We start from the raw sequence: 14,838 nt of genomic DNA, 5'->3' as shown, positions 1-14,838 counted from the left end.
GACTGTGAGATTCTTAAACTATATTACATTCATTTTTTTTAGAGCGTAAAGGCTTTTTTTGTTCACTTTCCGAAAAGTCGAGAACGACACCAAGTATATCAAAGACTGTCTTTTTCTCGTAGCGATGAGATTTTCGCCCGTTTTTCTGTAGGAGGTTAAACAGGCGAAGGAGAATCTATGTGCCCATTTGGAAAACATATACTTTGAAATTTTCGTCTTTACTCCTGACGTTTATATTTATATAATTCATACAATTCATATGAATTTAATTTGTTTAAAGAGGTGGTACACTATATGGCAAATATAACCATGCAGAAGAAGAATCTAAACACACCCGATGAGGTGGAGGTCTATGGCTTGATCAAGAAGGAAAATGTGTCTCTTGATGGTGTCGAGGTTCACCGTGTTACCTTCGAGAAGGGGGCGATATGGTCCAATGATCTGAAACCGTATGCTGGGACGGATAGTTGCTTACTCCCTCATGTTGCCTACGTGCAGTCGGGTCGTCTAAAGGTCGTCATGGACGACGGATCTGAGGAGGAATTCGGTTCAGGCGACATCATGATGTTGCCACCTGGTCACGATGCATGGGCGGTCGGAGATGAGGCGTGCGTCTTCATTGAGTTCTCGGCTGGCACAAACTACTACAAGGGCTAACCAAAGGGAGAAAAAGGGATATTTGGATGTCGATACTTCCAAAAAAGGAGGAGATGTATACCGTATTCATGTGAGGTTTACATAACGTCTCATTATCGGCATTCAATTATCTAACATTCTATAAAGAAACCTGCCGTTCGTCCAAGATTTCAAGAGATTCGGTATCTAATCGAAATTGATTCTCCTTCCTCCCAAGAAAAGATCCAGAAGTTGGTTGAACATGTTGATGAAATTTCAATGGTAGCCAAATAGATGATTTTACGCAGAGCGTCATCAAACGGATTTACCTCGATTTGATTGTAGGTAAAGTTGAGTTACCTTCTAATCACAAGTTTCTTATTGAAATAACGGGAGCATTAGCTTCCATAAGGAGTCGGCCAATTGGCGGCCTTTTGAATGTATGATTCTTGCACAAATCATACATTCAAATTCAGGTAAAAAATAAGCTTAATCAACTATTCTGGCCTGATAGTTGATTAAGCTTATGATATAAGTATTAGTGTAAGGGGAGAAAACTAGTATGTTGTTTTAAACACTTACTGGCTTTCTCATTGTGACTTTGAATCAAAAGTAAATAAGTTTTTTTCTGATTTTAAGGTTTGAGTAATTAGGTTGATTGATGGCGGTTCGGAAGGTTAAGCTTCCAACGAATCATATCTCCTATAATGGGGAAAATATCATTATGTTTGCTACCAAAACGCATCCATCCAGTTTCAATATCGTATTTACCGATATCTCTATTACCAGTTGAATTATCTGGTAGGTAATCATTTAAACTCGTTAATCCATATTGTTCTATTTCTTCCTCACTTAATTGGTAGTACCGCCACATAGGATTCTCATGGCTAAAATCTAAATCAGTAATGCCATCTAATAGTTTGTTCAATAACTGCTCGTTGCTTGTAGTACGACCAAACGCGAAATTATAAGTTAACTTAGCAATTGCCTTAAGCACTACTGGTTGAGCAGAAAGGGTCATAGCTTTTGCGCCCTCTTCACCGAATCCAGGGATTTGAACAATAGCTTCCCAAAAACGTTTAGCAACATTCAAACGAGGATTTACAATGACTGGAGTTGCCCCGTTTATATTAGATTTATTTAAGATAAGGTGGGCATTAACTGCAACAATATCTTTTCGTGTAAGAGATCCATCATCATTTTCCCAATCTACTTTATCTTTGAAGGAAACAGCAACTAATTGTCCCTCTATAAGATCTTCTTTGATAAAGGCATTAACAGGATTAGAACTATCAAATTCTAGAGCAAGACTCTTTTCTACTTTCTTAGCTAAGTTGTTTAAATCATGAAACAACTGTCTCTCTTCTAAAATATCTAACCCTAAATGAATTTCTAAACTAACTGTACACTCTGCTCTTGTTAACTCATAACATTCCATCCAAGCCTCTAGTTCATCCTGAGGAACTGTACGGTCATCGCGATTATGAGGGAATAATGATTGTTTTTTCGGAGGATATTTTTGTTCTAATCGAATTTCCTCTAGAAACTCAATAACCATTTGCACTGCTTTTCGCCGATGCTGACCGTCGACTACCCACAAAATATCCCTTTGTCCTAGCCAAACTCTCATACCTATATTTTCATTATTTTCTGTTTCTATTGGACTAGCTCGAAGCTTCTCTCCACCTGGGCCAGCAGTTCTTAAATTAGCAACGATAGGCTGTAAGGACAAATACGGTTGTTTCCCTATCATTTCTTGTAGGCCTTCTCTAGTAACCATTATAGATCCAGTATCTTCTCTATTTAATTGAATATTAGTTGCTATCAATCCTTTAAGTATGTAACGAGCTAATTCAGCTGCGTGCTTAACATCTAATTTACGCTGTGCTACTGGTTCGCCGTGCTCACTACGTTCATTTGCGACGTCCGACATTCTATAAAAGTCATACATTGGAATCTTTGCCAATAGGGTATTATGACCAAGATTGTTCGAGACAAATACTTTCAATTGCATCTCAGATGTGTTGCCACGCTTAATTAATTCACTGAGAGGTCTTGTGCTTTCTTGTGGTTCAGTTTGAGTAGCCATTAATTATTTCCTCCTCATGTATATTATCTTTATTTGTATAATATATGAAAATAGTCAATAAGTAAATACTCCAGGAATATTATTTAAATCATCCAGGAGTGTTTAAAAAACTAATTAATTTATCCAGGACATTATTTATTTATTGTCCAGGATATATTTTATTTTAAAATAGAGAGTAGTTTGTCGATGATTTCTATAACCTGATTATTCTAAGGATCGGCTACTTCTTTTCATTGCTGATAATCTTCATTATGTGAACCACGATAGAGAAGGAAGCTGTCACTTGGCGCCTTTTTGATGTATTATCCTTTCATTAAAATTAGCATAATAGAAAAAATGTTATACATGCAGGAAAATATACCTATATTATCGAATATTGTAAATAAAAGGGAGTAAATTTAGTAATGGGGCAAGAACGTTTAGACTACTTAATTACATGAAAATAAGAATTAGAAATAGGTATTAAAAAATATCAAAGTAGCTTAGATAATTTTGTAAAGGAAAGGGTAGAATTACAAACAAAAAAATCTATTCTCTCAAAACTATATTTTTCGATATAGTGAAGGCTCTAAGATCGAACATTTTAAAGACCATAGTGGTAATCTTTTTCTCGTGGGTTGTTTAAATGAATTGTATGGAGAAAAACAACAACAAAAAGAAGTGAGTCTGCGAGATAAGATTCAATTTAATAAACTTATACTTAAAAGGATTGGGTATGGTCTGGGTAGATAGTTATATCTTAGGTGAAGATTTTTAGTGAGTTTCTTATAGGTTTTATATTCATATTAAATATCTAGAGGTGCAAATTGAGGAATATAATTTTAGTTTCTTTACTATTATTAAGTGCTTGTAGTAGCAACGTAAGCGATACTGATACATCGGGGTGTGACGAAAATATTAAAGGGAATTTGACTACATACAATGGAGAAAAAATCTACCACGTTCCTGGAGGGCAATTTTATGATGTAACGGATGCTGAAGAAATGTTTTGTACAGAGGAAGAGGCTGAAGAAGCTGGATACAGAAAAAGTATGAGATAATCCCTGAATTCGGCATGGTCAGCTTCCAGGACCAGGTGAATAGTCCTCCGGGAAAAAAAGAATCGTACTTAATAAAAATATAAGGCCCCTCCAATAAAGGAAGGGCTTTTCAAATTCGAAAAAAACAGGTAATATTTAGTTTTTGAATAAATGTTCTTAAACTATCCGGTGCATTAGTTCAAGAAGAAATCTCAAGGACACGAAAGTGTTCCTTTTCTTTTTGTTAACGACCAACATGGATGAAATTGGAACCTTAGTAAAAGACACTAAATGTTTTCAAGACGTTATTCGTTTCTTCTTTAGTAATGCCGATATAACGCAGGGTGACCGAAGGATGCTAATGATGGAGAATCCGTTGGATCTTGAAAGCAATTAGCGATGTAAATGTCGCGGATTTTTTGCGTTTTGCCTTCTTTGACCCGCAGAATCTTGTTTTGTTTGCCTTTTAGAGCGAGGATCTGGTGGTGTGAGGCTGCTTATCACTTTTTTTATTATTAGTGAGTTTAAATAACTTTGTGAAACAAGAAGGTAGGATTAATATTCTGCTGAGCTTCTTGTAGCACCTCTAAGATAAGATAATTTGGTCCATATGATCAATTTCTTTATTAATTTCACTTGGATGAGCTTGTGTTGTCTCTTCGGGATTAACAATTAGTTTATATCCATCGTAACGCCATTCAAAACCTTCGACTATTTTTTCGTGTATACTAACGAACTAACTTTTCTGTTTTTTATAAAAAATTATATATACAAAGGAATATTATGTTAGTATATCTATGGATATTTATCATTCCTAAAATGTAGTAGAGTAAACAAAAAAGGAGCAACATAAGTGTATTTTTTCTTATCTCCAATAATATATTGGTTTTTTTATTTTAATCGTAATACAGAAAGTAGAGAGTTTAAATTGTTGAAATGCAAGGGAAATATTTTAAGCTCATCTGGATTTTTATTTTTTGTATTAATCATATTTGGGATTCCATTTCTGAGTCAATCGTTTATCATTCTCTCAGGTGCTATAATTTTTTTAAATGTATGTTTCATTTATTCGTCAGGATTGGACATCTGGAAGGAAGCCGAAGGAAAAATTAAAAAGAAGATAAAAAAAGATACGTTTTTTTACAAAGCTGCTTTTTCTAATATTTTAGATGAAGCAGTAAAAGGAAAATTAGATGAAATATTAGATGCAGTAGAGGTAGAAAAACAAGAAAGAAAAAGAAAAGAAGAACGAAGCAGAGGACATTACGAACAAGAACAAGAACAAGAACAAAGAAAGAGTAGTAGCGACAATAGATATCAAGAAAAAGATTTTACTGAAATTAATAATAGCACCTTGATCATTCAGTCAATACTTAAAGAATTTAATTTGCCAATAGATACAACTGATTTTAATGTAATAAAAAAAAATACAGAAAACTTGTTAAATTATATCATCCTGATATGGCGAACGGAGATGCTGGGAAATTTAAGAAAATACAAGAAGATTATGATATTTTAAAGATATATATGAATCAAGCTTCTTAAAAATTTTGATATTACTTCTCAGATATAATATGAATTCAAAGCAATTTAAGGTCTTAATGTGAAGTAAAGTACATATACTTCCTTGTTTTTATTTGAAATAGGAATTCGCTTAGGAACTTTAAATATGAACATGCAGAATAGAATCTAAACTAAGGAAATCGAAAATAAGAAATTTATTGTAATGATTTAGCGTAATTTGTTAGTAAATTCAATAGTGTTAACATGTAAATTACCAGTTCCTATGAATAAAAAACATGAATGTACAAGATATACATTCATGTTTAGATTAAACTATTTTATTAGGCCGGCTTCCTTAAATACTGCTTTAACAGCATCATTTACAATCTTAGATTTCGCACCTCTACCGCCTTGTTTCCCCAATTTATTAAGGATCTCCACGACTTCCGGTTCAAAGTAGATTCCGGTATTAATCAGCGCATCATTTTTTTTCTTGCCTTTACCTTGGATTAAATTATTTAAAAATGTATTATTCTCGTTCTCAACATTAGTCGCTTGTGAACGTTCTTTTGTAATGTCATCATTCATATTCGTTTTCTCTACGAGTACATTTTCCGTTTTCTTAGGCTCACTTTTTTCAATGTTTTCTTTGTTTTGGTTTATTTGTTTTTTTGCTGTTTCGCTCGTGCTACCCATCAAAGAACTGCGAGCATCGCGCTGTCTTATCTTGTTTTTGATTTCATCCGTTTTTGACACGGTCCATCAACTCCTTATAGAAATCTTGATATTGATCTAAGGCTTTTGACAATTCTTTATTTTCATAGAGTCCTTCTAATGAAATTCTCCCTGTAGAAGCTTTTCTTCTTATTACTACGTCGAAACATAATTCAGGATACTCTTCGCCAATCACTTCAACAAAAGCCTTCGAATCAGCTCGACGAACATCATTCATTGTTCGAAGAATACCCGCAACTTTCAGGCCGGGGTTAATGTTTTCACGGCTGAATGCCACAGTGTCTAGGAATCTAGGTATAGCATTAAATGCCCATTTTGAACTCTCTGCAAGCACCACTACGTAATCAGATGCGCAGATGGCATTAACCATAGGCTCTGAAAGGGAAGGGGGAGTATCTATAATAATATAGTCGTATTTGTCCTTCAGGGGGGCTAGTAATTCATGTAAGGCTAAAGATTTATTGCTTTCTTGATATTCTGTATACAAGAATCTAGCCAATGTTGCTAGAAAGTCATCAGCAGGGAGGACATGTAAGTGTTCATTGACCTCATATATGTAAGGAGCTGCTTCACCTGAAACAAAGGCTTCTAAAATTGTTTTTTCTGAAAAATGGTCGTCCTCTTGCTGAGTAAGAAGACTTGAAAGGTTTCCCTGTGAATCCATATCGACTGCTAGTACCTTATAGCCGTCCTTTGCTAGCATGAAACTTAGTATGCCGGCTGTTGTCGTTTTTCCAACGCCGCCTTTTTGTAAGCCTATTGTAATTACTTTTGCCATTCTTAATTCCACCCTTCAATCTATAACATATACATTTTATCACGTATAAAAACATTTATGTTAAAGAAAACATGAGTATATACATTAATATAAATATTTACATACATATTAATGTATATGTATGTAAATATTTGTATATTTTATAATAATAAGTCCATTCGTTGGTTATGTTATGGAGGTATTTAGAATGGGCATTGAGACCAATTAGGATTGTCTCCATTAGTAGATACATAAGAGAAGTTTAGTAAATCATTTCGAAGAGAGAGGAATTAAGGAAAGAGAATTCATGTAAACAATTACATGAACAATAGTATGATCATTAACATATACATTAATATAAATATTTACATACATATTAATGTATATGTTAATATACTTATTTATTTTATAATAAAAAGTCAATTCGTTGGATATGTTAGTAAATCATTTCGAAGGGAAAGAAAATTCATGTAAACAATTACATGATTATTAATATAAACATTTACATATATATTAATGTATTTGTAAATATATTTGTTTATTTTATAATAGTAGAGTCAACACGTTGTATATGTTTGGGAGTATTTAGAATTGGCATTGAGACAAATTAGGATCGTCTCCATTAAATAGATACATAAGAGAAGTTCAGTAAATGGTCTCGAAGGGAGAGGGATTAAGGAAAAAGAGTTCATATATACATGAATGCCTGCCGAATAAACGAGGACTAGTTGTAGGTTTTCAGGTTCGCCTATCCCGGTATGAAAAAGAACAAACCCTATAAATAACAATTTTTATTTGTAAATAATATAAATATATATATTTATATTAATACTCTTATTTATATTTACATGTAGCATATGTATCTTTTTTGGTCGGACATAAAATTGGAGAGTATTGATTCTTAAGCACTTAATGTGAATAAAAACGAAAACGAAATAACAAACCACCAGTATTGAATGAACTGGTGGTTTGTTATTTCGTTTATAAGGCATTTTGACCAGCTGACGTCCATACACTTTTAATAAAGGAGGTATATAAATGGTGTATAGGCCCACTGTCCGTTATCCAGATGTATATAAAGAGTATATAGAAAACCTTTATAAGGCAACTGAACTAGATCGAAATCAACTGATACGATTGGCTTTATTTGTGGCTGCACATTCAGAAGAGTATCAATCTATTCTAAAAAAGCATCAAGTAGCTGACGTCCCTCTCCCCCACCCAGGTTGGACCCTAGAAGAAGAGGGGTGCTGGCAAGAACAGTACTATCGTAAAAAAACAGAACAGAAAAGTCTAAAGTTTGTAGAACAGGGAGGAATTAAAATTATATTTAGCTAGGCTATTTATTTGTAGGTTTTTCGGTACTCTTTAAATAATGGAGGGTGGCTGCCTTTTTTGCTAATTCTTTTGCCACTTCCTTTGAGAGATCTTTACTCATTCCATTTCACCTCACTTAGCTCAAGGCTTAACGGTTTTCAATGATTTTATACCTCCCTTTAGATAAAAGAAGATATTGAATAACCAGATGACCAACCAACCCAAAGAAAATAGCTAAATGAAAGGGGAATATCGAATGAGGAAGGATAACCATTTGAATCCGGTACTTCATCAGTCTAAAAAAAATCACCAAGACTCTCAAAAAAGAAAAGTACGAACGGATAAGCTCCATGATATCAAGATCCCCGTATCAGATTTAACGGATTTAACGATTAGAAGAGAATCAAGAAAACACTGGAACGGATCCAAAACAGCGTTAGGCACGGAAATACTCTTATTTGGCCTTCATTATCTGTTTGTGTATCCTGACGTCACCTACAATGACCTCCCTCATACAATCCACTGCAAGGTGGATCATGAGACATTTCAAAAAATAGGTGAATACGCGGCAGAGTGGAAATGTAGTATTAGAAAGGCGGCTCACCGAATTTTTGTTGAAGCATATAAGAAAAAACAGCTTGGGGGAATAAGTGATGGGGAAATACAGTAAGGCTAACCTTATTGATGATGAATTATCGTTGATTGGAACCACTACTCTATTTGGCAAGATTCTTCATAAATTAAATAAGTCATCCATCATTATATTATCCATCCAAGTTCCTCTTACTTTATATTTACGTGCAGAAGTGTTTTGTGAGGATGTTCAGGATTTATCAGATATGGAATTTGTGCAGAATGATTTAATGAATCTTTTGTATAATGACTTTTTGCATTACGTCAAAAAAAATCCAGACCCTCAATCTATACTAGGTATGCTGACGTCTTTAGAAAGACAAGGAGGTAGAAATACTAATTTAGAACGGCAAACAGAATCTGTCTTTAAAATGGTTCAAAAAAATAACCATCAAGATATGCAGCCGTTGCATTTACGTATGAGAAGAAAATTTGCATTGCGTGGGGAAGTCCTTTTGGCTGACTTGGAAGAAATACAACCAAAACACGGATATACGCTCGAAAGGGTATTTGAACTGTTATACATTGATTTTATCGATAAATTACGAAAAGGGGATAATGTCGAAGCGATGAATACGATTCTCCGTATTCTTGATAATGAGGAAGATACCTAGTAAGAACACGTATACCAGTAAGTATGTAAGGAAAACAGTCCAATTCATTTGAGAATTGGACTGTTGATTTGTATTCATAAACAAGAACAAGCTATTCGGCTATCAGTAAAAAGCCTGCTTCTATCCTTTAGTGACTATTTGTTCATTTAACCAATTTTGCATCTTAATATCATTTTTATTGTTTTGCCGTTTGTTTTCCTTCTTCAGGTAGCGAGAGAGGGTAGTATGAGCAATGCCGATTTCCTCTGCCGTTTTTCGAATGCTCATATTTAAATCATCCATGGTTTTTTTCATTGTCTCAGGAGAGAGGACTACTTCCGTTTGTTGAGTAAAGTCAAAGGCTTGTTGAATAGAATTTGACGTTTCCGGAATTAGCTGGTCAATGGTTGCAGCCAATTCATTGTAAATGCCATCTGTATGATTGAGCATTGTTTGTTCGGTGTTAGGTATAGGTTGAGTCTGCACGTGATTCATGTGGACTAAAATCTTTTCATTTAAGAGCGTTTTGGGATCTGGCGTTATTTTTTTCTGATTTTCTTTCACAACACCTTCTGTCGGTAAGACCGTTACATTGATTTTGACCCAATAATTTGTAAACCAGCCTTTTTTGCCAACTCGTTCTTCGTCAATCACTTCGTTATAATGCCAGCTTTTTATGACAGAATCAGCTTGCAGTTGATCTAGAACACTTTCAAACTTGTCCCTAACCTGTATACCATTATAGCGAGCCGAAAAATCCATGACTTTTAAGAGTGTAGACACTTTAAAGGGCTGCTGAAGATTGTTTTTTATCGTTCTTATCTTCCATTGAACATTTAAATAACGGGTTAACCGTTTATGTTCTCTTTGAGTAAAGTGATTGTATTGAAAAACTTGTAAATCTAAGATGCCAAGTGAACGATGGGAACCATCTAGATAGGGAGTTAGAATTGGAGACGGCTTTACTTGTACAGCATAGATTCCTTTAGGTTCTCCGGACTTTTTATCATAGGCAATACGCATTTTTCCAATTTCAAACATTCTCTGAAAATCTTTAAAGGCGTAGAGGTCATTGTCTTGAAGGTCAATAGCATCGACAACTTTCACCTGTTGATCTCCCAGTGATACCCAAATGCTTGAAAGAGCTGCGACTCGTTTCATAATATTGAAACGGTCTTCCTCGCGAAAATCCAATTCACGACCATGAACTGACCGTTTTTTCATATTTCTTAGTCTTAAGGCATCGTTACTATGAAACTCAATGAAACCATCTGGACTCTTAGGCGATACCATCCATAAATATGTAATCAAATCAAAAAGGTCAGCCGTCATTTCATCTAAAGAATTGAGAGTGGACTCGATTAATTCTAACCATAAGTTCTGTTGATCGGTTTCTACTACGTGTAATTCAGAAGGTCTTAGTTCAGCCAGTCCTCTGACTCTGCCTCGATTGTCTATAATCTCAGTTGACAAGTTCCCAGCCTCACTTTCTTTAAAGACTTTCTTTTTCGTTACGATGTCCCTCATAAGATGAAAGTCCTTATCCATACTTGCATAGATAAAATCTTGCTGTAAGGCTGTATCAATTTTTTCTTCATTCATACTATGTTTAATTTCATTATCTGGAAATTCCTTAAAAAAGTGGCTAGATAAGATGATACGGATTGTACTCTCATAGTTTTTCACAGCGTCTTTAATCATTTGCTTGTTAATCGGTTGTTTGATAAATAAGGTTTCAGTAAACAATGAATACAATGCACGGAAACTAGGGCTCATTGTCGCGGTTGGATACTGTGTCTTTTGCTCTTCTCCTGTCATGAGTAAAGCATTCTGTTTCCATTTTTCAATGATATAGGGACGGTCTTCAAATAAATGTTTATTTTCTTCGAAGATGGCAACCTTTAGCCATTCATAATTTAAGAGCATTGTGTCTGGAATGTGTAGATAATCCATTCATCCCATCCTTTCGTCAATTCTGACCTATAAATGATATTCTTTTAGCAAGAAATGCACCACTTACTAGTATTATATCAAGTTTGCGTCCTCATGGTATTTAAAATGCACCATATACTATACAAGTTTCAGAGATATCAGCAAAAAATGCACCATATACTATACAGGTTTCGCAGATATCAAAGGAAAATGCACCATATGCTGCACAGGTTCCGCAGGCTTCAGAAAAAGAGCACCATTCTACACAGGGTCCGCAGACTTCAGGAAAAGTACACCAACCCACACAGGAAAGAGCAGACTTTAGAAAAAACGCACCATATCGCACACAGGAACCGCATGACCTCTGAAAAGTGCACCATCTTACACAGGAAGAGCAGACTTTAGAGAAAGCGCACCATTCTATACAGGATCCGCAGACTTCAGGAAAAGTGCACCATACTACACAGGATCCGTAGACTTCAGGAAAAGCGCACTATACTGCACAGGGTCCGTAGACTTTAGGAAAAGAGCATCATACTACACAGGGTCCGCAGACTTTAGAAAAAGCGCATCATACTACACAGGATCTGCAGACTTCAGGAAAAGCGCACTATACTACACAGGATCCGTAGACTTCAGGAAAAGCGCACCATACTACACAGGATCTGCAGACTTCAGGAAAAGCGCACCATACTACACAGGATCCGCAGACTTCAGGAAAAGTGCACCATGCTACACAGGTTCCACAAACTTCAGAAAAAGCGTACTTTATAGAGGGTTATACCTTTAATTTCACTTGAAATGTGCCATTATTTTTTTGAGTAGAATAGTTTAAGAGAGGTTTTTTTGGCTTTCAGAATCCCCAGGTTTTAAAACATGGTGCAATTAGTCAAAATGAGCGAAACCTGTGTAGTAAATTACTATAAAAATACACATAAATGATTTATTCATTTTAAACTTGAGCGAAACCTGTGTACCAAGATAAACTTTGGTATACAAGCATTTAGTGGCTTTATTTCTATTTTTATTTCATCTTAAGTGGTGCAAAATAGGTGTTGATTTTTAAAATTGAGCGAAACCTGTATACCTAAAGTGCACCATCAATTAAAAAAGTTAAGCGAAACCTGTGTAGTATTTTTTTTACCGTTTTTTTATAAACAGTTGGCCTCAGTACAATTCTTTTCGTATTTTGGCGTGTTTTTAATTTCGTAATTGGTGCATTATCCTCATTTTTGGTGCAAAACATGAGCGGAACCTGTATGACATAAAAATAGCAACTTTTTTTCAAACCCTTGGCCTGTATGGCTTCAGAGGGTCTTTTTTTTTGGTGCATTTTCCTTAGAGAGGGCCATTTTACAAAAATCGAGTTCGTTATACTTAGTCTTACTAGATTATTGAGCGAAACGTGTATACATTTGATGAATTTTGAATCATATCTATTTTTTTTAGGAAAGAAGGTGAGAAGATGGCCATTACGATGCATGGAAGCAATAGCTATCCACTATCTATTGTAGAAATTATGCAATTTATGACCCATAACAGTCTTTATTTATATAAGAAAAAAGGAACTTTTGCACCAGTGGATAGAGTTTCAGTATATGAGGCTCAGGAAGAAAAGAATCCGTATCGTAAAGGGGCTGTCTTTGTCTCTCCTTCAAAAGATGATCTTGAGCAAGGAAAAGGCTATGTGGTTACTTCCTATGAAACGCTACAGAAAAAATCCCAACAATTGACCCATTGGACTCCAAATACATATAGGGGTGGAACCTACTATGATTTTAAGAAAAGATTGATTAAAGGACATACTAGGGAAAACCTCAAGCAAATTAATGTAATAGGTTTTGATATAGATACAAAAGAAGTGGATCTCTATGCCTTGTATTTGGGCTGCGAAGAATTGGGGCTGCCACGCCCAAATCTATTACTGGAAACTCCTAGAGGATTCCAGGTATTTTACGTTCTAGAGACTCCTTTCTATATTCATAAAAATCAAGATTACAAGTCTTTGAGAGTAGCAGAACGATTATCCGATAATATTCGTAAAGCTCTTTCTACTTATGTACCGGTTGATACAAATTGTGTGCCATTTGGTTTTTATCGAATTCCCAGGGAGGATAATGTACTGGACTTCTATGACGAACCTGCCAATACCAGCAAGCTTTTGAGCTGGTCGAAAACATTTGAAGAACAAGAAAAACGAAAGTTTTTGCATGTAGTTTATGATCGTACGTCAACCTTTCAGGCTACGTCTGCAGATTGGTATCGTGCGCTCCTTACTTCTACAGGCATTAACCAAGGGTATCACAGTGCAAGTCGGAACAACGCACTGCTTACGCTTGCTTTAGCTAATTACATGAGTGAACGGCCAATTGAGGAAGCTTATGATGAACTGGATCAGTTTAATAGCAATTTGGAACATTCCCTAAAAAAAACAGAATTTGAACGGACCATAAAAAGTGCCTATTCTGGACGGTATAAGGGTGTAAAACGTTCTTATGTAGAAGGCTTACTAGAGTTATGGACAGATGGTCAAGTGAAATTTCAAGGAAAGGAAGGCTGGTATAAATTTAAAAAACCGCGTGAAGAACGTATACGGTCTCATTATGATGAACGAGAAGAAGATATAATCAGCTATTTGAAAAATCATACAAGCCCTGAAGAGCCATTCTTTGAGGGTTCTTTAACCATGCTTGCGAAGACCTATGGAATGGCTGTTTCCACCTTGAAAGAAGTTCTGAAGCGTTCAACTAAGCTAATAAAGCGTACGGTTGGTCAAGGACGAGGTGCACGGACCAAGCTAGCAAGTCGTTCTATGTTGTTTAGAAGTTTGCTGCTGTTTCGAAAGAAACAGATTGAGCATGCGCAATTAACGTTTGGAGAATTGTTACCGGAACCTAATCCATTCCCTCGCAGACTAACGTTTCCCTCGCTAGAACAGCAATTAGTGCTTTCTGAGGTGGACATTCTTTATCGATCAGGTGCATCTCCTCCAGTAGCTAAAAAACTTGGTTGAATTTAATGAGCCAATCTGCCAATACATATCTATAGTATCCTTCCTGCTAGTTTTATCTTTTTCAGGGTTATGACCTGTGGAGTTCTATTAGGATCCTTCCAGAGAACTTTTTACTGGCTTAGTACTTTTTCCCTTCATGACTATTTATTTGTTGGATGAGTGGAGGATTGTGCGTAATACTTAAATTTATTGGTACTGATAGTCTGCTGGTATTTAAATGTTGAGGGTACTATTACTGTCTGGTGGATAATCTAAGAACTTATTTTGTCCTTAGAAATGCTAAAAGAATAGGTTATTGAAGCTTATTCATTATGTTTTTTATTTATAGTAATTCTTAAAAAATGTTTGGATTGTGAATGAATCTGGGCCAAGATTCTTTTGGTTAACTACATGCCTTTATGTTTACATGTTTGAGCGATTTATGGTTGAGAATGGATCTTTGTTTGTGGTTTTGGATTGAAAAAATTATAGATTCTTATTTTAGGTATTTAGATCTTTACTAACAGAACATGTGTTCCTAAAGTTAGGAAGAAAGTCTCTTTCCAATTATTTACATATATGCTAAAATCGAGTTGTGTCAAGGCTTGTATTATATGTTGTATTTCATGTTGTAACAGACACCACCACCATCC

At 35.3% G+C, this 14,838-nt stretch carries 11 protein-coding genes; 7 read left to right on the top strand and 4 right to left on the bottom strand.

Going from position 1 to position 14,838, the window contains the following annotated elements; genetic code table 11:
* The first annotated feature begins 294 nt into the window (after positions 1-294).
* A complete protein-coding gene (locus tag WYK_RS09640) occupies positions 295-657 on the top strand; it encodes a cupin domain-containing protein (RefSeq protein WP_040374287.1) in 363 nt (120 codons plus the stop codon).
* Between the two features lie 607 nt (positions 658-1,264).
* Here the strand turns inward: WYK_RS09640 and WYK_RS09635 are convergent.
* A complete protein-coding gene (locus WYK_RS09635) occupies positions 1,265-2,704 on the bottom strand; it encodes a DNA sulfur modification protein DndB (RefSeq protein WP_051387413.1) in 1,440 nt (479 codons plus the stop codon).
* Positions 2,705-3,510: 806 nt separating this feature from the next.
* Here WYK_RS09635 and WYK_RS26310 point away from each other — a divergent pair.
* Together WYK_RS26310 and WYK_RS23920 are read left to right on the top strand one after the other, a co-directional pair.
* Positions 3,511-3,744, top strand: coding sequence for a sunset domain-containing protein (locus WYK_RS26310; RefSeq protein WP_040374286.1), 234 nt, complete (start codon positions 3,511-3,513; stop codon positions 3,742-3,744).
* 1,440 nt (positions 3,745-5,184) lie between these two features.
* The gene (locus WYK_RS23920; RefSeq protein ID WP_081704840.1) at positions 5,185-5,268 is read left to right on the top strand and encodes a hypothetical protein; all 84 of its coding nucleotides are present in this window, start codon (positions 5,185-5,187) and stop codon (positions 5,266-5,268) included.
* A 291-nt stretch (positions 5,269-5,559) separates the two neighbouring features.
* On the opposite strand, the gene WYK_RS23285 is transcribed toward WYK_RS23920, so the two are convergent.
* Positions 5,560-5,982, bottom strand: coding sequence for a hypothetical protein (locus tag WYK_RS23285; RefSeq protein ID WP_051387412.1), 423 nt, complete (start codon positions 5,980-5,982; stop codon positions 5,560-5,562).
* Positions 5,966-6,739 carry a ParA family protein gene (locus WYK_RS09615; RefSeq protein ID WP_040374284.1) on the bottom strand — a complete coding sequence of 258 codons (774 nt, stop codon included), beginning with the start codon at positions 6,737-6,739 and terminating at the stop codon, positions 5,966-5,968. The genes WYK_RS23285 and WYK_RS09615 overlap by 17 nt, the downstream gene beginning before the upstream one ends.
* 1,017 nt (positions 6,740-7,756) lie before the next feature.
* Here WYK_RS09615 and WYK_RS09610 point away from each other — a divergent pair.
* The 3 genes from WYK_RS09610 to WYK_RS09600 all read left to right on the top strand — a co-directional run bounded on the left by WYK_RS09610 (position 7,757) and on the right by WYK_RS09600 (position 9,282).
* Positions 7,757-8,056: a hypothetical protein gene (locus WYK_RS09610; protein ID WP_051387411.1), complete on the top strand. Its 300-nt coding sequence runs from the start codon at positions 7,757-7,759 to the stop codon at positions 8,054-8,056.
* A gap of 235 nt (positions 8,057-8,291) precedes the next feature.
* The gene (locus tag WYK_RS09605) at positions 8,292-8,705 is read left to right on the top strand and encodes a hypothetical protein (protein ID WP_040374283.1); all 414 of its coding nucleotides are present in this window, start codon (positions 8,292-8,294) and stop codon (positions 8,703-8,705) included.
* Complete coding sequence (locus WYK_RS09600) at positions 8,689-9,282, top strand: hypothetical protein (protein WP_040374282.1); 594 nt, start codon at positions 8,689-8,691, stop codon at positions 9,280-9,282. Before WYK_RS09605 ends, WYK_RS09600 begins: the two co-directional genes overlap by 17 nt.
* Positions 9,283-9,402: 120 nt before the next feature.
* On the opposite strand, the gene WYK_RS09595 is transcribed toward WYK_RS09600, so the two are convergent.
* Positions 9,403-11,214: a hypothetical protein gene (locus WYK_RS09595; RefSeq protein ID WP_040374281.1), complete on the bottom strand. Its 1,812-nt coding sequence runs from the start codon at positions 11,212-11,214 to the stop codon at positions 9,403-9,405.
* A 1,444-nt stretch (positions 11,215-12,658) separates the two neighbouring features.
* Between WYK_RS09595 and WYK_RS09585 the strand changes: the two genes are divergently transcribed.
* Positions 12,659-14,206, top strand: coding sequence for a primase C-terminal domain-containing protein (locus tag WYK_RS09585; protein WP_040374279.1), 1,548 nt, complete (start codon positions 12,659-12,661; stop codon positions 14,204-14,206).
* Positions 14,207-14,838 lie beyond the last annotated feature (632 nt).

Source organism: Peribacillus psychrosaccharolyticus ATCC 23296 (assembly GCF_000305495.1).
GTDB classification, from domain to species: domain Bacteria; phylum Bacillota; class Bacilli; order Bacillales; family DSM-1321; genus Peribacillus; species Peribacillus psychrosaccharolyticus.
The sequence above is the reverse complement of the archived record's forward strand: the minus strand, read 5'-3'. Positions and strand labels throughout refer to the sequence as shown.